This window comes from Neomicrococcus lactis (genome assembly GCF_014200305.1).
In the GTDB taxonomy this organism is placed as follows: Bacteria; Actinomycetota; Actinomycetes; order Actinomycetales; family Micrococcaceae; genus Neomicrococcus; species Neomicrococcus lactis.
The window spans coordinates 2569519-2586840 of the sequence record NZ_JACHBL010000001.1 but is presented as its reverse complement, the minus strand read 5'-3'; the positions used below and the strand labels follow the sequence as shown (position 1 = coordinate 2586840).

Below are 17322 nucleotides of genomic sequence, written 5' to 3'. Positions count from 1 at the left end.
AGACCACTTGCGGAACTCTGGCAACCGTCCTTTCTTGTGCCTAATTACTGGAGTCTGTTTGGTTGTTGGACACTTGCTTGTTGATCTTGGCCTGCTTCTTCATGGCCGCATCCACGACTTCAGCTAGCTCGTCCTTGATCAGGATGTCCTGGCGCAAGTGCTTGGTGCGGTAGGCCGCGCGGCCCACCATGTGCGCGCTGACCGGAGACGTCAGCAACTGCAGACCCCATGCGAGCGCGAAGACCGGTAGCCAGACCCATTGGTTCAGCTCTACCACGACGGCGAGTAAGAAGCAGAACAATCCCAAGACCTGGGGCTTGGTGGCGGCGTGCATTCGCGAGAGCAAGTCCGGGAAGCGCCACAGTCCAATGCCTGCGGCCATGGACATGAAAGCGCCAATCAGCATGAGGATGGCGGCGATGATGTCGCGGGCTGGAGCCCAGCTTTCTGGAGTGATCATTTGATGCCGTCCCGCTGGTAGACGAATCGGGACACCGTGACGGAGCCAATGAAACCGGCCACGCAAGCGATCAGCACAAACGGCATGTGGTTGGTGTGCTTATTGATGGCCATGTCGATGGCTAGAGCACTCGCGATGATGACCAACAAGACGTCCGTCGCGAGAACGCGCTGCAAAATCGACGGGCCCTTTGCTACTCGATAGATGGCTCCGATTGCTCCCGCCGACATCATGATGCCGCAGATCCACAACACGATGGTCATCATTTGGCCACCTCCGGGGCCTTCTTAGACTGAGCGTTCTTGTGCTGGGCCTTCATCGCCTCATATTCCTCTTTAGTGCCCATGATGCTGAGCACTTGGCGTTCTGTGCGCCAGACTTTGCGTCGCATCTCTTCGAGGTCCTCTTGGGAGTTCACGTTGAACACGTGCAAATACAGGGTGGAAGTGCGGCGATCCACGTCGATCACGAGCGAGCCCGGGATCAGCGTGGTGACGTGTCCAACGAACGTGACAATCAAGTCCTGACGCGTCTGGAGGGGCACACCGATCACAGCATTCTTGATACGCGTGGGGTGCGTGAGCGCCGCCCACGCGAGCTGGAAGGAAGCCACGAAGATGTCTTTGATGAAATCACCCACGAACAGAATGGCGTACCAAATGTTGAACCGACCGGAGAGCTCCACTGGCGGCAACCGGAAGTAGTTCACGATCACGAGCGCCAAAATCAGCCCGAAGGCGATATTGCCTAACGAGTAGTTCTGCCAGAGCACCACCCAGACAAACACGAGCCAGACGAGCAGCGGAACTTCGTTGATGAGCGTGAGCTTGGAGCGGTCACGCGCTTGCTTCATCCTCTTCAGAGGGCTCATTCGTTGCCTCCGTGATGTTCTGGGACGCCATCCGCCGACCCCATGACTGCTTCAATGTAGGGCGAGCGGTCCAACATGTTGGATGCAGCGCGGTCAGCCAGATCAAAGAGCGGACCGGCGAAAACCGTCAGTGCCACACCAAGTGCCACTAGCGCCGCGGTGGGCAGAACCATGGGTGCGGGCAACAGCTTCGCCGTCGTAATTTCTGGCTCTTCCCCAACGTCACTGTTGACGGCAGCGGAAGCCGGGTTCTGCGTGGCAGCCGCAACCATCGCCGCTTCGCGAGCCAACGTGCTATTCCGCTTGGCTTCGCGACGGGACGGGATGTGCGTGGTCAAGAGCGGGTCAGGATTCTCGGCGTCTTCCGCCTTGCGCCAGAAGGCGCGGTTCCAGACGCGAGCGATCGCATGCAAGGTTAAGAGGCTCGTCAGGATGGCGCCCGCAATGAGGACCCACGCAATCGGGGTGCCGCTTTCCACGCCACCCTGAATGAGTCCCAGCTTGCCCAAGAATCCGGAGAACGGCGGGATGCCTGCAAGATTCATCGCTGGGATGAAGAACAGGACTGCGAGCAGCGGCGAGAGCTTTGCGAGAGAGCCCAAACGGTCCACGTTGGACGTGCCAGCGCGGCGTTCGATCAAGCCCGTCACGAGGAAGAGCGAGGTCTGCACAATAATGTGGTGCGCCACGTAGTAGACCGCCGAAGCGAGCCCCAAGTGGTTGCCGAGCGCGAGGCCGAACAGCATGTATCCAATGTGGCTCGTCAGCGTAAAGGACAACATACGTTTGATCTCAGCCTGGGCAATGGCACCCAAAATACCCACGATCATGGTCAACAACGCCACAATCATGAGCATCATGTTCAGACTATCGCCCGGGAACAGCAGCGTCTCCGTACGAACAATCGCGTAGACGCCCACCTTCGTGAGCAAGCCGGCGAACACCGCGGTGACGGGAGCCGGGGCCGTCGGGTAGGAGTCGGGAAGCCAGAAGGACAGCGGGAAGACGGCGGCCTTGATGCCGAACGCCACCAGCAACATGATGTGCAGCATGGTCTGCGTGTTCTGCGGGAGCTCGCCGAGTTTGATCGCCAGATCCGCCATGTTGACCGTGCCGGTGGCCGAATAGATCATGGCGATGGCCAGCAAGAACAGCATCGAGGAAATGACCGAGACCACCACGTACGTGATGCCCGCGCGGATGCGAGGTCCCGTGCCGCCCATGGTCAAGAGCACGTAGGACGCGGTCAAGAGGATCTCAAAGCCCACATAGAGGTTGAAGAGGTCACCCGCGAGGAACGCATTGGAAACGCCCGCGATCAGGATCAAATAGGTGGGGTGGAAGATCGACATAGGACCTTCTTGGTCCGAGTCCGTATCCCCCTGCCCCGTGGAGAACAGCAACACCGCAAGGCTCACGGAGCTGGAAACCACCAGCATGAGCGCGGAGAATTCGTCCACCACCAAGGAAATGCCGAACGGCGGTGCCCAGTGCGCAATCAGCACGGCTTCCGCGCCGTTCTGGTAAGCACTCACCAGTAGGAAGCTCTCCACCACCAAGGTTAGTGAGAGCGCCGTGATGGTGAGGATGCGCTGCGCCTGACGGCGGCGTCGGAAGGCGAAGGCGAGGGCGGCACCGAAGAGCGGGAGCATGACCGCGAGTGGTGCGAAGACAATGGCATCGAAAATCACTGTGCGCTGCCTCCGTCCTTTGACTCGTTGCGGACTCTGACTCGTCCAGGCGTCTCTTCTGCCTCAGCCGGGTGGTTGATCAAGGTCTCGGCGCCCTCTGTAAATTCTGTGGTTTCAATTGGCACTTCGGAGTCTTCCTCAAAGTCAAAGTGCGGCTGTTCTGCCACGCGAATATCTTCAGCGTCATCCGCGACATCGTCTTGGCGTGCCAAGACCCATCCGCGGTAGATCAGTGCCAAGACGAACGCCGTGACGGCGAACGTGATCACGATGGCCGTGAGGACCAGCGCTTGCGGCAACGGGTCCGAATACGCGGTACTGGCCACGCCTTCTTGGTAGATCGGGGCGAGTCCGGGAGCGCCTCCCGCGGTCAAGAGCAACAGGTTGGCGCCGTTACCCATAAGCACAATGCCCAAGAGCACTCGCGTCAATGAACGTTCCAAGAGCAAATAGACGCCGCACGCCATGAGGATGCCGGAGACCACCAGCAAGGTGATGTTGATGCTCACTTGCTACCTCCTGACGTGACGATGGGGTTGGATGATGTTTTCCCGCCTTCCTTATCCAGCCGCATATCGATCTCTGATCCCAGCGAGGACAGCACGTCCATCACTAGGCCCAGCACCACGATGTACACGCCGATGTCGAAGATGGTGGAGGTGACGAACTTGTGCTCGCCGAAGATGCCAAGCGAGAACTCGAGAGCAGTGGTCTCGAAGACCTGTCCGCCAAAGAAGAGCGGTGCAAGCCCGGAGATCACAGCGATCGCGATACCGACGCCCAGCAAGGTGCCCGCGCTCACGCGGCTCGCTTCGGCGAGCTCAAAACGCCCACCGGCCAGATACCGCACCGTGAGGGCAAGGCCAGCTAAGAGACCACCCGCGAAGCCACCGCCTGGCGCATTATGGCCGGCCAGCAGCAAGTAGAGGGACGCCAAGATCATGGTGTGGAAGATCAGTCGCGTGACCACTTCGAAGATGATGGAACGGCGTTCCGGGGCGAGCGTGCGTCCTGCGAGAAGCCATTCATCGCTCGTGGAGTTCATGAAGCGTTGCGCCACGGAGAGCGCGGCGGCCTGCTCTTTCGACGTTCCATGCTTACGCACGCGGCCCACCACGCCTGGTTCCACATCCGTGGCCCGACGCTTGCGGTCTCCGCGGCTCATCACGAAGATCAAGCTGGCGACGCCGGTTGCGGCGGCAGCGAGCACCGAGATTTCACCGAAGGTGTCCCAGACGCGCAAGTCCACAAGCGCTACGTTGACCACGTTCTTGCCGTTGCCGCCCTCGTAGGCTAGCTGCGGAAATTCCAGCGAGACGGGGGCATGAACGCGCGCGGACATCGCTGCGATCGTCGCGATGATGATGACCGCCGAGAAGAGCACGGACACCACAATGCGCATGACTTTGGGGATCGCCGAGTTGTTGCTGCCCAATTCCGGAGGCAGCACTCGCAACGCCAATACAAACGCCACGAGGGTGATGGTTTCCACGAGCAACTGCGTGAGCGCCAAGTCCGGCGCACCTTGCAGCGCGAAGAAGATGGACATGCCGTAACCGGTCACGGACACCATCAGCACGGCAAGGAATCGCTTGTTGGCCAAGATCGCGGCGAATGCACCGACGGCTACACAGGCGCCGATGATCAGTTGCGCGGGCGAATCGAACCCCGTGATGTTGCCAAGTGGCGCGATGCCGAGGCGGAGCATGACGATGCCCGGTGCCACGGCGGCCACCATCAAAATGATGACCAAGTAGAAGGACAGCTGACCACGCTGGGTGCGGCCGGTGACCCAGACGGCGACTTCGTCGAGGCCGCCGATGGTCAACCGGTAGAACTTCTCCGCGTCCAAGAGAGGGTAGAGCTTGTCCTGCCAAGAGTTCACACCGTCGCGGAGGAAGAACAGCAACGCACCCACGGCGAGCGTGAGCAAAGACAGCCAGAACGCCACGGTGAAGCCGTGCCACAGCCCCAAGTGGATCGGGTGGTCCGAGGCCGGGAACAGCGAAGCGTATGGCTTGATGATGTCTTCAAAGACGCCAGGGATGAATGCCATGACCACGGTGAAGACCGTCAGAATCGCTGGGGACAACAAGAACAGCCATGGAACCGGCTTGAACTTGGTGGGCAGCACGTCCTTCTTCGCGGCGAAGCCGCCCCACATGAAGCGCGCCGAGTAGGCCACGGTCAACATGGAGCCGGCCACAATGCCGATCAGCATGATCAGACCCAGCGGGCCGGTCGAGGCCTCGTGAACGAACGTCTCGTAGACGGCTTCCTTGGACACAAATCCGTACATCGGCGGAACGGCTGCCATGGAAGCGGCACTGAGAAGCGCCACCACAAAGAGCTTTGGCGCTTTCCGCCACAGTCCCGAAAGCTCTCGCAAGTCACGCGTTCCGGCTTGGTGGTCGATGATGCCCACTACCAAGAACAGCGCGGCTTTGAAGAGACCGTGCGCCAGCATGAGGGCGATGCCCGCCATCGCCGCATTCGCCGAGCCGGATCCCACCACAAGGATGAGGAAGCCCAGCTGGGACACGGTTCCGTAGGCGAGGACCAGCTTGATATCGGTCTGCCGCAGCGCGCGCCACCCGCCTACCAGCATGGTCCACAGTCCCAGCGTCAGTACGGTCAGGTGCCAATACTGGGTTTCTGAGAACGACGGCGCCAGTCGAGCCACGAGGTACACACCGGCTTTGACCATCGCGGCAGCGTGCAAGTATGCGGACACGGGGGTTGGGGCTGCCATGGCACCCGGGAGCCAGAAGTGGAACGGTACAAGGGCCGACTTGCTGACGGCACCCACGAGAATCAGCAGAATCGCGATGTCGAGCAGCGGGCCGTGCGTGTTGATGAGTTCCGGAGCGCGGCTCAGGATGGTGGAGATCCGGTAGGTCTCTGCCGATTGTCCCAAGATGACGAGGCCTGCCAGCATGACTAGTCCACCAAACGTGGTGACGATCAGTGCTTGATGCGCGGAACGGCGAGCGAAAATGCGTTCGCGAGCGTATCCGATCAAGAGGTAAGACAGGATGGTGGTGATTTCCCAGAAGATGAAAAGGACAATCAGGTCATCGGCCGTGACCAGGCCAAACATCGCGCCGGCGAACGCCAAGAGCTGCGCACCGAACGTGCCGATGTTGGGCTCGTTGTCTTTGAAGTAGCGCGCGCAGTAGAAGAGCACCAAGGCGCCGACGCCCAGAATCAGAAGGCACAGGATTGCCGAAAGGGCGTCCATTCGGAAGGCGAGTTCCAGCTTGAGTACGGAAACCCACTCGAAGACTTCCGAGGGTGGTGCGTTCGGCGCATCGATAAGAGCTTTTTGATCCGCGTGAATGAACGACGGAAAGTTTGCTAGTAGCCAGATGAATCCCATGGCAGGGACTGCAGCGAGAACATAAAACGTGGCGCGGCGCATCACCCTAAAGATCAGCGGCGCCAGGAGAGCTACCGCAAAGAGGGAAAAGAGCACTAAGAGCACGTGTTCTCCAATGATGAGTCCGGGCAGGTAGCAGCAGTCAAACCCCGTTACGGGAACGATCGGGAGAGAAATAGCCTTCCTTTTACCTTAACAGTTGGAGGGCAATCACTTTGACGAAAGCACTAATATTGCGCAATTTCTCGCGGGTACTGACTAGGCTGAACCTATGAGCCTCTCCGCGGCGAACCAGCCGGAATTCTCAGCAAACATCGTTCCTTCTCGGCGCACTCTGACGAAGCAAGTTTGGGCATGGGCGTCATGGGACTGGGGGTCCGCGGCCTTCAACGCGGTCATGACCACCTTTGTATTTACGGTGTATTTGACCAGTTCGCTGTTCGGCAATGAAGATCAGAACTCGGCGGTCCTCGGCGCCGGCATTTCCATCGCTGGCGTCCTCATCGCCTTGCTGGCTCCAGTGATCGGCCAGCGCTCGGATTCGAGTGGGCGGCGTCGCTTTTGGCTGGGAGTGAACACCTTCCTCATCGCAGCCCTGACGGCCTTGTGTTTCTTCGTTTACCCGTCTCCAAACTTCTTGCTCATGGGCGTCATCCTGATCGCAGCCGGCAATGTGTTCAGCGAATTCGCGAGCGTCAACTACAACGCGATGCTCACCCAAATTTCTACGCCCAAAACTATCGGCCAAGTCTCCGGCTTCGGTTGGGGCATGGGTTACCTCGGCGGCATCGTGGCGCTGGCGATCGTACTGTTCGGCTTCGTGCAGCCGGTGGTGGACTGGTGGGGCTCCTCGAGCGAAGAGTCCCTCAACCTCCGCTTAGTGGCGATCTTCAGCGCACTCTGGATCTTCATCTTCGGGTTGCCCGTACTTTTCGCGGTCCCTGAGAACAAGGGCATCGTCAAAGAGCGCGTGGGATTCTTCGCGTCCTACCAACAGCTCTTCCGTCATGTGACTCACTTGTGGAAGACGGATCGCCACACGGTCTGGTTCTTGATCTCCTCGGCCATTTTCCGTGACGGTCTTGCCGCGGTCTTCACGTTCGGCGGCGTTATTGCCTCCGTGACCTTCGGGTTCACGCTGTCTCAGGTCATCATCTTCGCGATTGTTGGAAACGTCGTCGCCGCTCTTGGCGCGATGTTCGGCGGCTGGCTCGATGACCGTATTGGCCCCAAGAAGGTCATTCTGGGATCCCTGATCGGCCTACTGATCGCCGGTCTGGGAGTGTTCTTCTCCCCCGGAGCCGCAGGCTTCTGGGTCTTCGGCCTGTTCTTGTGCCTCTTCGTGGGACCAGCGCAGTCTTCGTCTCGCGCCTACCTTGCCCGTCTCACAGAGAGCGGCCGCGAAGGTGAGCTCTTTGGTCTGTATGCCACCACCGGCCGCGCCGTAAGCTTCTTGGCGCCGTCCCTCTTCACCGCAGCAGTTGCCATCGCCTTGAACTTCTTTCCGGATGGCGGCGCGCAGCGTTACGGAATCTTGGGCATCATGGTGGTGCTGGCCGCGGGCTTCCTGTTGCTGCTTCCGGTGAAGGCACCGGCACACGCTCGCGCCCACCAGCAACGCTAGGACGCGAACAGTTCTAGCGCACGAAATGCAGTGACCAGCGGACCGAGTTAGGACTCGATGATGGTCCGGTGGAAGTTCATGTAGGAACGGGAAGCCGTAGGTCCACGCTGTCCTTGGTAGCGGTTCTTGTTATCTCCAGAGCCGTATGGCGTCTCGGCTTCGGATGACAAACGGAAGAAGCACAACTGACCAATCTTGGAACCCGGCCACAGTTTGATGGGCAACGTCGCCATATTGGAGAGCTCCAAGGTGATGTGTCCGGAGAACCCAGGATCGATGAAGCCTGCGGTGGAGTGCGTCAAGAGACCAAGACGGCCCAACGAGGATTTACCTTCGAGTCGCGCAGCGATGTCATTTGGCAGCGTGACCTGCTCATACGTGGCGCCCAACACGAACTCTCCGGGGTGCAGAATGAACGGCTCGTTGGGGTCCACTTCTACAAGGCGCGTGAGCTCAGGCTGATCCTCTGAAGGATCAATGTGCGCGTACTTGTGGTTGTCGAAAAGACGGAACCAGCGATCAATGCGGACGTCCACGCTCGAAGGCTGGATCATCTGAGGATCGTAAGGGTCAAGTTGGACGCGTCCGGAGTCAAGCTCGGTACGAATATCGCGATCTGAAAGCAGCACGTATCCAAAATACCGCCAACGCTTCACTTCACACTAAGCGTGGTGTGTACCGGGTTCATTCGTGACTACCTACACTGAGTTTGATTCCCATGAAACGTCGCGCCAGATACCGCAAAGACACTTCCCCCTCGTTGCCCCTGCATCTCACGCAGCGTGGGGTTATTGTCATTGGCATCGCCCTGCTGGTGCTCAGCATCTTGGTCACGGCGGCGTTCACGGCAGCCCGAAGTTCCGCCCAAACGGCCCTCGAGCAAGCCATCGCGAAAAACTCTGCCGCGTCCCAGACAACCGCAACGGCCCCACTCACTGGAGCTGCGTCGTCGTCTTCCACAACGGATTCCGGAACCGAATCCCCCGCCGCTAGCGCGAGCGAGCATGCCGAAGGTGGCCCTGACAGCACCTTTGACGCATCCCAAGTGCACGCTAGTGCGGATCCGCTGTTGGTCTTGGTGCGCAAGGATCTGCCGCTCGAGCCCAAGGAATTCAAGCCTCAAAACCTCGTGTCACTGGCTCCCGGCAAGACCCTCGTGAAGGAAGCTGCGGACCACTTTCAAGAATTGCTGAACGCGGCAGCGCAGGCTGGGCATTCGTTGCGCATTGAGAGTGGATACCGGTCCTACAACGCGCAAGCGAACCTCTTTACGCGTTATTCCAACAAGTACGGAGCAGCGTACGCCGAGAAGATTTCGGCGCGCCCTGGCACCAGCGAGCATCAAACGGGGCTGGCGGCGGACATTGGTTACAGCAACGGGCAGTGCAGCCTGCACCGGTGCTTCGGTGAGATGCCCGGGGGTCAGTGGGTAGCCGATCACGCCGCCGAGTTCGGATTCATTGTCCGTTACCCGCAAGACAAAGTCGCCGTCACGGGCTACAACTTCGAGCCGTGGCACTTGCGTTACATCGGCGTGGAGAATGCGCGCACCTACGTGGAATCCGGCAAAGGCTCCCTCGAAGAGTTTCTCAACACTCTCTAGAAAAGTCCTCCGGCGGCATCTAGACTTGATGTATGCGGGGGAAAATCGAGCGCAGAACCACCCAGAAACCAACTCTTCTTTCAACAGTTTTGGCGGTTTTCGTGAGCCTCGCGCTCACGTTGACGCTGACGCCGCCCGCTCAGGCGGCCACCATTATTCGGGATCCCAATAACGTAGAAGTCCTAGTCAACAAGACGCATCCGTTGTCACCGTTGACTTATGTGCCACCAGATCTGGTGACTTATCCCGGCACCACCCGGAAGCTGCGCTCCGTCACGAGCACCCAACTTCAGAAACTTTTTGCGGGCGCTACAGCCGCGGGTCACAGCCTGCGCGTGACCTCGGCGTACCGTTCATATTCCGAACAGGCTTCGCTCTACAACAGCTACGTCGCGAAATATGGCGTCACGTACGCCAACCGGATCTCCGCCAAGCCTGGCTATTCGGAGCATCAGACCGGCCTCACTGCGGATATTGGGCTCGCAAGCGGTACTTGCGGTTTTCTTGCCTGCTTTGGTGACACCGCGGCCGGTAAATGGGTGGCAGCCAATGCGTATCGCTACGGCTTCGTGATTCGCTACCCGAAGGGCTACGAAGCCACCACGGGCTACATGTATGAACCGTGGCACCTGCGCTATGTGGGCGTGAAACGGGCACTCGAATTGCGCTCGCTCGCCGTACCTACCCTGGAGCACTATTACGACGGCGTTCGCCGGGCTATCCCGAACACCCCGGCTTTGACTCGGGTGGTGTCCGGCAATTTGCTGGCCTCGCCATCAGCGTTCAATGGAACGTGGGGCGCCGCAACGACGGTGGTCAGCCGTATGGGAACCGGCAACTCGGCAGTGCAATCCGTGGACTGGAATAGCGACGGCATTCTGGATGTCATGTGGGTGAGTGGTGCTGGCCGTTTGTACGTCCTGCTCGGGAATCGATACGGCGGCTTCGGGACCGCCATCATGATCACGCGCGGACTCGCGGGGACGGACTTCGTCGCTGCTAAGTTCGTGACTTCGCGGGCCTTGCCAGAACTCGCAGTGCGCGGTGCTGACGGCAAGGTGCGCAAGTATTCGCGCAACGGATACTTCTTGGCCGGTTCTCCGACCATCCTTCGAACGGTCGCCACTACTGCGCGCATCAGCGCGGCTGATTGGAACAACGACCGCGCTGTGGACCTACTCGTGAGCACTCCAGCCGCGACCGTCGCCTATCTTGGTAGCGGCACGGGAACGGTGTCTGCGAGCGCTACCAGCACTAACGGCCGGTTGAGTGGCGTGACGAATGTGCGCCGAGTCAACGGGGCTTCTGGGCCGGGAACGTCAGGGTACTTGGCTCAAAAAGGCAGCACCATCTACTACTACCAACGCGGTGCCACGAGCCTCGCCACGGGAGTAGTAGTGGGTACGGGTCAGCTCGCCAAGTAGTTCGCTCTTTGACGGAATCTAGCGCGTTCATGTTGCGTTGAGCACCAACTCGTGATCGGCTGGAGACATGAGCGAAACGCCACAGTCCCCAAACCCTGCCGCACTTCCCCCCGAGTTCTTCGGCGGAAGCCAGGCAGCCGCACCTACTCAGCCTGCTGCCGAGTCGGCTACCGACGGCACGCAGCCGTTGACGCCACTCGAGTCGTTGCTTGAGCGTAGCCAGCACGATGATTCCCTCGCGGGCCAAGTCATCGGCACCTTCTTGCAGTCCGAGATCTTCTTCCTCTCCCGTGACGAAGTCACTGCGGAGACGGATAACGTGACGCCATTGATGTTGGAGAACGCTGCCGGCAAGCACGTCATTGCACTCTTCTCCCACCCCACCCGCATTCCACCGACGTTCATTGAACAGGCTCCTTTCGCCGTCAAGGTCGTAGGTGCGGCTGTCGTGGACAACCTCCAGAACGCTGGCATGGTGCTGAACCCAGGCTTCGAGCTGGGCTTCGAAATCAGCGAAGAAGGCGTTGCAGGAATCCGCCAGGACTTCCAGCCGGACGGCTCGCAAAACGCCACCGACGCGTAAGTGACGCGCGGTCGGCATACACTGGCCGCATGAATGTAGAAGAAACGCCCCTACCCGGAATCGGATCGCGCCGTGAAATCACGGTGGCGAACGGTCGCCGGGTGGGGGTTCTCCAATTTCGTAACGGAGAAATGAATCTGCTGATCTCTCAAGAGGATGATCCAGATTCATCACTCGCCGAAATTCCCCTGACCACGGAGGAAGCTGCCGCTCTCGGTTCACTCTTGGGTGCACCGCAGCTCGTGCAGCACCTTTCCAACCAGCAAAGCGGCCTCGCGGGCCTCAGCACAGAACAAATCGTATTGCCGCGCGAAAGCCCGTATGCAGCGCAGGATCTCGGGGCCACCCGCTTGCGTACCCGCACCGGCGTCTCGATCGTGGCGTTAGTACGCGGCGCTCACGTCATTCCCTCCCCTGGGCCGGAAACTGACCTGCTTGCCGGGGACGTCGTCGTCGTAGTGGGAACCCCTCGCGGCATCAAGGCTGCCTCGCAAATCCTGCACGAAGGCTGACTCTGTGGACCCAACCGCCCTTGTCCTGATTGAACTCGGAGCCATTTTCTTAGGTCTTGGAGTTCTGGGTCGATTAGCCGCGCGCATGGGCATTTCGCCAGTGCCGCTGTATCTGGTGGGCGGCCTGCTCTTCGGTCACGGCGGCTTCATACCGGTCACTGGCATTGAAGAATTTGGGCATATCGCGAGCGAGCTCGGCGTGGTGCTGTTGCTGCTCATGTTGGGCCTCGAGTACACCGCGAAAGAACTGGTTACGGGCCTGCGGCAGACGTGGGCCGCCGGAATTGTGGACTTTGTCCTGAACTTCACTCCGGGCGCGGTGCTTGCGCTCATGCTGGGGTGGGGTCCCGTAGCGGCCGTCGTTATGGGCGGCGTGAGCTGGATTTCGTCCTCTGGCATCATCGCCAAAGTTCTGGGTGACTTGGGCCGCTTGGGTAACCGCGAGACTCCCACCATCCTATCGATCCTCGTGATCGAAGACCTCGCGATGGCGGTCTACCTGCCAATTCTGACGGCCATGTTGGCAGGCGTGAGCTTCTTCGGCGGACTGCGCGCCGTGGGCGTCGCCCTGCTGACCGTGTCCTTGGTGTTGGTGCTGGCCCTGCGCTACGGCGCTTTCATTTCGCGGATGCTCCATTCCGAGGATCGCGAAAACTTCCTGCTCAAACTCATTGGCGCGGCGCTCCTCGTGGCGGGCATCGCGGCAAGCCTCCAGGTTTCCGCCGCGGTCGGCGCGTTCTTGTTGGGCATTGCTATTTCCGGCGCCACGGCCCACTCGGCTACGCGCGTCTTGGAGCCGTTGCGGGATTTGTTCGCGGCGATGTTCTTCGTGTTGTTCGGTATCAATACGGATCCGACGGCGATGCCCCCAGTTCTCATTCCAGCGCTATTGCTGGCAATCATCACTACGGTGACGAAGATTTTTACCGGCGGTTGGGCGGCCCGCCGAGCTGGCGTGGCCAAGCTCGGCCAGATACGCGCTGGTACTGCGCTGGTGGCTCGCGGCGAGTTCTCGATCATCATCGCCGGCCTGGGTGTGTCCTCAGGAGCGGTCCCCGCGCAACTCGCGGCACTAGCTACCGCCTACGTGATGCTGCTGGCGATCATGGGTCCCATCATCGCCCGTTTCGCCGAGCCGCTAGCCCAGAAGGTGGGCTATGGGCGTCCGCGCGCCACCGGAAAAAAGGCTCCTGGCTAGGCTATTCTGGTCAAGCCCGCTGTCACGAACGGACGGCGGGCACTTGCGGACGTAGCTCAATGGTAGAGCGCCAGCTTCCCAAGCTGGACACGCGGGTTCGATTCCCGTCGCCTGCTCCACATCCAATTCTTGATAATCGCTGATGTTGCGTGCCGTGCTTCGTGTTGCACCGCCAGGGAAAGGGATGTTGAAGTGCTCGGGGTATTTTCCGGATTTGCCGTGGTGTGGGCCGTCATTTTGGTGGGCTTCTTCGTTGGCAAGAAAGGCATTCTTGGCCCTGATGCTCGGGTTACCCTGAATCGTTTGACGTTCTTCGTCGCGTCCCCTGCCTTGTTGTTCAAGACGCTGTCTGAGTCAGATCCGCTGTCCGTCCTGGGTCCACTCTTGTGGGTGGCGCTCATTAGCGCGTTCCTCATCATGGGCATCTATATCCTGACCACCAAGTGGTGGTTTAAGCGGAACTTGGCTGATCAAACCGTTGGCGCCATGTCTGCGGCTACTGTGAATTCGGCGAACCTCGGTATGCCGATCGCCATCTATGTCCTCGGCGACATCGGCCACGCGGCTCCCGTGATCCTGTTTCAGCTCGCGATCCTGACGCCGATCAACCTTGCCATGCTGGATGCTGCCACCAGCAAGAATCCCACAACCTTGCGGTCCATCATTGGCCAGTCCTTCCGGAACCCCATGATTGTGGGTTCCCTCTCGGGCCTCGCGGTGGCGTTGATGCAAGTAGAAATTCCGCAGGTCTTGAAGGATCCCATCGACCTCATTGCGGGCGCCTCGATCCCTGCCATGCTGATCGCGTTTGGCATCTCCTTGGTGGATTCTCGACCGCTCGCGAAGAGCTCCCCGTTCAACAAAGACGTCCTCGTGGCGAGCGCCATGAAGCTCATCCTTCATCCGATCGTCGCGTGGCTCATCGCCGCCTTCATCTTCCGTCTGGAGGGGGAATTGTTGCTCTCGGCGATTGTGATGGCATCCTTGCCCACCGCGCAGAACGTGTTCGTCAATGCCTCTCGTTACAACAAGGGCGTGACCTTGGCGAAGGACACCGTTCTCATCACCACGATCGGCGCGATTCCCGCAATGGTCGCGGTCGCCGTGATTTTTCAGTGAAGAAAAGTAAGCTAGTCGCATGGCTACGACCAATGCTTCAGATCACGTAGAAAAGATCCGTTCCGGCTACACCTTCACCGAGCCGTCCATTGTCTTGGGCGCTGCAAAGGTTGAGGACCAGGTATATCCGGATGCCCTTGTACGCTTGCCACTCGGCATGATGAACCGCCACGGCTTGGTAGCCGGCGCTACAGGTACGGGCAAGACCATCACCCTCCAGGTGCTCACGGAGCAGCTCTCTGAAGCGGGCGTTCCTGTCTTCGTTTCTGATGTCAAGGGCGACCTCACGGGCCTCTCCACTGCGGGGACCAGCAGCGAAAAGCTGTTGCAGCGCACCCAGAGCGTGGGCATGCAGTGGGAAGCCAAGAACTACCCTGTGGAGTACTTTGCCCTCGGCGGCGACGGCAACGGCATTCCTGTCCGTGCCACCATCACGAGCTTTGGCCCCATTCTTCTTGCCCGCATTCTTGAACTCAACGAAACCCAAGAGTCCAGCCTCCAGCTCATCTTCCACTACGCGGACAAGAAGGGCCTCGAGCTGATTGACCTCAAGGATCTCCGTGCGGTGATTTCTCATCTCACGAGCGACGAGGGCAAGGACGAACTCAAGGACCTCGGCGGACTGTCCAAGGCGACGGCTGGCGTCATCCTGCGTGAGCTCATCACTCTGGAAGCTCAGGGCATGGAAAAGTTCTTTGGCGAGCCGGAATTCAACACAGCAGAGCTGTTGCGTCAGGCACCTGACGGCCGCGGCGTCATCTCGAGCCTTGAGCTCTCGACGCTTCTCGAGAAGCCGCTGTTGTTCTCGACCTTCTTGATGTGGCTACTCGCAGACTTGTTCTCGGAGCTCCCAGAAGTCGGCGACGTTGAAAAGCCAAAGCTTGTGTTCTTCCTAGACGAAGCTCACTTGCTCTTCCGTGGCGCATCCAACGCGTTCCTTGAGTCCATCATGACCACGGTGCGTTTGATCCGTTCCAAGGGCGTTGGCATCTTCTTCGTCACCCAGACCCCGAAGGACGTTCCCGGGGACGTACTGGGCCAGCTCGCCAACCGCGTTCAGCACGCACTGCGCGCTTTTACGCCGGATGATGCAAAGGCTCTCAAGCAGACCATCTCCACATTCCCGACCTCTGACTACGACCTCGAAGAGGCCCTCACGCAGGCCGGTACCGGTGAGGCTATCGTGACCGTCATGAACGAGTCCGGTGCGCCAACCCCGGTGGCCTGGACCAAGATGTGGACGCCTCGTTCCCAGATGGGCGCATCAGACGCAACCATCGTCACGAGCACCGTCCAGGCCTCACCCCTACTCAGCCAATACGGCACCGCCGTAGATGGCGTCTCGGCGTTCGAGAAGCTCAATGGTGCCGCCGCGAGTGTTCCTGCTACGGGCGAATCGGCTCAAGCTCCCAACGCTCAGGGCCAGCCCGCCGGAAGCGTTCAGGACGAGGCGCGTCGCATCGAAGAAGACATTCTGGGCCGTCCCGCCTCGGTGCCTCCGGCTCCGCAGCAGGCTCCTCAAGAAGCGCCCGCACCACAGGCAGAGGCTCCCAAGTCTCGCCCGAAGAAGCAGGACAACGTGGTCATGGACGTAGCTCTCGATGTCGCGAACCAGCTGGGCCGCGAGTTCTTGCGTGGCATTTTCGGCACGCGCCGCCGCCGTCGCTAGGCCTGCATGACGGAAGATTCAGTAGCAGAGTCCCCCGAAGTCTCGGCGTCCGCTCCCCCGGAATCACGCGCTCCCAAGAGCAACATCCTCAAGAGTCCGTGGTTCTGGGCGGGAGCCTGCGCGCTGTCGATCGCTGGATCGACGATTGCTATCACTAGCGTGAATCAGACCTACTTTGGCCCGGAGAGGCAGGTATCTCAGTATTTTGAGTTGCTGCAGTCGGGCCGCAGTGATCGTGTCTTGGGACTTCTCAAGGCAAAAGTTCCTACCGGGGACGCGGTCTTATTGAGCGGCGAGCCATTCAAGGCGTCCCTGAAAGGACTCGACACTTCTAACCTCGACTTCGTGACGGCTGGAAGCGCTTCTGACCCAGATCAGCGCACGGTGACGGCGACCTACAAGATGGGGTCTACCGAGCAACAGACCACGTTTAGGTTGCAGAAGACGAGGACGGATTGGCTGTTCTTCGACCATTGGGAATTCGTTCCGGTCACGTTGCCCACCGCCACAGTGCAGGCTCAGTATTCGCCTCAAGTGGACGTCAACGGTTCGGCATCCCCGCTGACCGCTGACGGCGGCAAGCCCAAGGACGGCGGTCCAGCATGGAAAGCACAAAGCTATCCCGTGCTGCCTCCGGCAATGGTGAACGCGTCCTACGAGACCAAGTTCATCAAGGGTCCGCAGAAGCAACAGGCCATCACGAGCTTCGACCAAGCCGCACCCAAGATTTCTTTGGGCGCAGAGGCCAGCGACTCGCTCTCTGACTACATTGACGCCCAGCTCAAGAGCTACTTGGACGAGTGCGCTAGTCGCCAAGTGCTGAAGCCGGCTGGTTGCCCCATGAACTATGACACGAACGCTCGCGTGCGCTCCTCCACCATCAAGTGGGAGATCCTGCAGTATCCCGAGGCAGAGGTGACCCTGACGCCGAAGGGCTGGGAAGTGGAACGGCTCCATGGCCGGGCGAAGATTGCACTGGAAGAGCAGGATCTGGATTCAGGCGAACGTGCCACGGTCCAAGAAGAGGACCCGTTTGAGTTCTCAGCGGCCGTGACGGTCAACGGCAACCGCGTGACGGTCACCCCGGACGCGTTCGATTACGACCCCAACAACAAGACCTAGGACCCCTCACCGGGCACATGCCCCCAAGGTCCTAGGTCTGTGAAGTTGGTGCTTCCCGAAAGAGCTT

The 17322-nt window shown here is 59.8% G+C and carries 16 protein-coding genes and 1 tRNA gene; 10 read left to right on the top strand and 7 right to left on the bottom strand.

Features of this window, described 5'->3' with window-relative positions:
- Nucleotides 1-40: 40 nt before the first annotated feature.
- The 6 genes from mnhG to BKA12_RS11720 are packed head-to-tail and all read right to left on the bottom strand — an operon-like array spanning nucleotide 41 to nucleotide 6506.
- Nucleotides 41-460, bottom strand: coding sequence for a monovalent cation/H(+) antiporter subunit G (gene mnhG, locus BKA12_RS11745; RefSeq protein WP_183644112.1), 420 nt, complete (start codon nucleotides 458-460; stop codon nucleotides 41-43).
- A complete protein-coding gene (locus BKA12_RS11740) occupies nucleotides 457-726 on the bottom strand; it encodes an MrpF/PhaF family protein (protein ID WP_183644109.1) in 270 nt (89 codons plus the stop codon). The genes mnhG and BKA12_RS11740 overlap by 4 nt, the downstream gene beginning before the upstream one ends.
- The gene (locus BKA12_RS11735) at nucleotides 723-1331 is read right to left on the bottom strand and encodes a Na+/H+ antiporter subunit E (RefSeq protein WP_246361694.1); all 609 of its coding nucleotides are present in this window, start codon (nucleotides 1329-1331) and stop codon (nucleotides 723-725) included. The genes BKA12_RS11740 and BKA12_RS11735 overlap by 4 nt, the downstream gene beginning before the upstream one ends.
- The gene (locus BKA12_RS11730; protein ID WP_338087520.1) at nucleotides 1328-3022 is read right to left on the bottom strand and encodes a Na+/H+ antiporter subunit D; all 1695 of its coding nucleotides are present in this window, start codon (nucleotides 3020-3022) and stop codon (nucleotides 1328-1330) included. Before BKA12_RS11730 ends, BKA12_RS11735 begins: the two co-directional genes overlap by 4 nt.
- Entirely contained in the window at nucleotides 3019-3531 is a 513-nt protein-coding gene (locus BKA12_RS11725) for a Na(+)/H(+) antiporter subunit C (RefSeq protein ID WP_338087519.1), read from the bottom strand. Before BKA12_RS11725 ends, BKA12_RS11730 begins: the two co-directional genes overlap by 4 nt.
- Nucleotides 3528-6506: a Na+/H+ antiporter subunit A gene (locus BKA12_RS11720; RefSeq protein ID WP_183644106.1), complete on the bottom strand. Its 2979-nt coding sequence runs from the start codon at nucleotides 6504-6506 to the stop codon at nucleotides 3528-3530. The genes BKA12_RS11725 and BKA12_RS11720 overlap by 4 nt, the downstream gene beginning before the upstream one ends.
- Nucleotides 6507-6672: 166 nt before the next feature.
- Between BKA12_RS11720 and BKA12_RS11715 the strand changes: the two genes are divergently transcribed.
- Complete coding sequence (locus BKA12_RS11715) at nucleotides 6673-8025, top strand: MFS transporter (protein WP_183644103.1); 1353 nt, start codon at nucleotides 6673-6675, stop codon at nucleotides 8023-8025.
- Nucleotides 8026-8072: 47 nt separating this feature from the next.
- Here the strand turns inward: BKA12_RS11715 and dcd are convergent, their stop codons facing one another.
- Complete coding sequence (dcd, locus tag BKA12_RS11710) at nucleotides 8073-8654, bottom strand: dCTP deaminase (RefSeq protein WP_183644100.1); 582 nt, start codon at nucleotides 8652-8654, stop codon at nucleotides 8073-8075.
- A gap of 89 nt (nucleotides 8655-8743) precedes the next feature.
- Between dcd and BKA12_RS11705 the strand changes: the two genes are divergently transcribed.
- The 9 genes from BKA12_RS11705 (at nucleotide 8744) to BKA12_RS11665 (ending at nucleotide 17255) form a co-directional block, all read left to right on the top strand.
- The gene (locus BKA12_RS11705) at nucleotides 8744-9628 is read left to right on the top strand and encodes a M15 family metallopeptidase (RefSeq protein ID WP_183644097.1); all 885 of its coding nucleotides are present in this window, start codon (nucleotides 8744-8746) and stop codon (nucleotides 9626-9628) included.
- Nucleotides 9629-9729: 101 nt separating this feature from the next.
- Nucleotides 9730-11052 carry a D-alanyl-D-alanine carboxypeptidase family protein gene (locus BKA12_RS11700; RefSeq protein ID WP_183644093.1) on the top strand — a complete coding sequence of 441 codons (1323 nt, stop codon included), beginning with the start codon at nucleotides 9730-9732 and terminating at the stop codon, nucleotides 11050-11052.
- 67 nt (nucleotides 11053-11119) lie between these two features.
- The gene (locus BKA12_RS11695; RefSeq protein WP_183644090.1) at nucleotides 11120-11635 is read left to right on the top strand and encodes an SseB family protein; all 516 of its coding nucleotides are present in this window, start codon (nucleotides 11120-11122) and stop codon (nucleotides 11633-11635) included.
- A gap of 29 nt (nucleotides 11636-11664) precedes the next feature.
- A complete protein-coding gene (locus tag BKA12_RS11690; protein WP_183644087.1) occupies nucleotides 11665-12147 on the top strand; it encodes a cation:proton antiporter regulatory subunit in 483 nt (160 codons plus the stop codon).
- 4 nt (nucleotides 12148-12151) lie between these two features.
- Nucleotides 12152-13345, top strand: coding sequence for a cation:proton antiporter (locus tag BKA12_RS11685; RefSeq protein WP_183644084.1), 1194 nt, complete (start codon nucleotides 12152-12154; stop codon nucleotides 13343-13345).
- Between the two features lie 45 nt (nucleotides 13346-13390).
- Nucleotides 13391-13464, top strand: a tRNA-Gly gene (locus BKA12_RS11680).
- Nucleotides 13465-13537: 73 nt separating this feature from the next.
- Nucleotides 13538-14464: an AEC family transporter gene (locus BKA12_RS11675; RefSeq protein ID WP_183644081.1), complete on the top strand. Its 927-nt coding sequence runs from the start codon at nucleotides 13538-13540 to the stop codon at nucleotides 14462-14464.
- 19 nt (nucleotides 14465-14483) lie between these two features.
- Nucleotides 14484-16133, top strand: coding sequence for a helicase HerA-like domain-containing protein (locus BKA12_RS11670; RefSeq protein ID WP_183644078.1), 1650 nt, complete (start codon nucleotides 14484-14486; stop codon nucleotides 16131-16133).
- A gap of 6 nt (nucleotides 16134-16139) precedes the next feature.
- A complete protein-coding gene (locus tag BKA12_RS11665) occupies nucleotides 16140-17255 on the top strand; it encodes a hypothetical protein (protein ID WP_183644075.1) in 1116 nt (371 codons plus the stop codon).
- The last annotated feature ends 67 nt before the right edge of the window (nucleotides 17256-17322 follow it).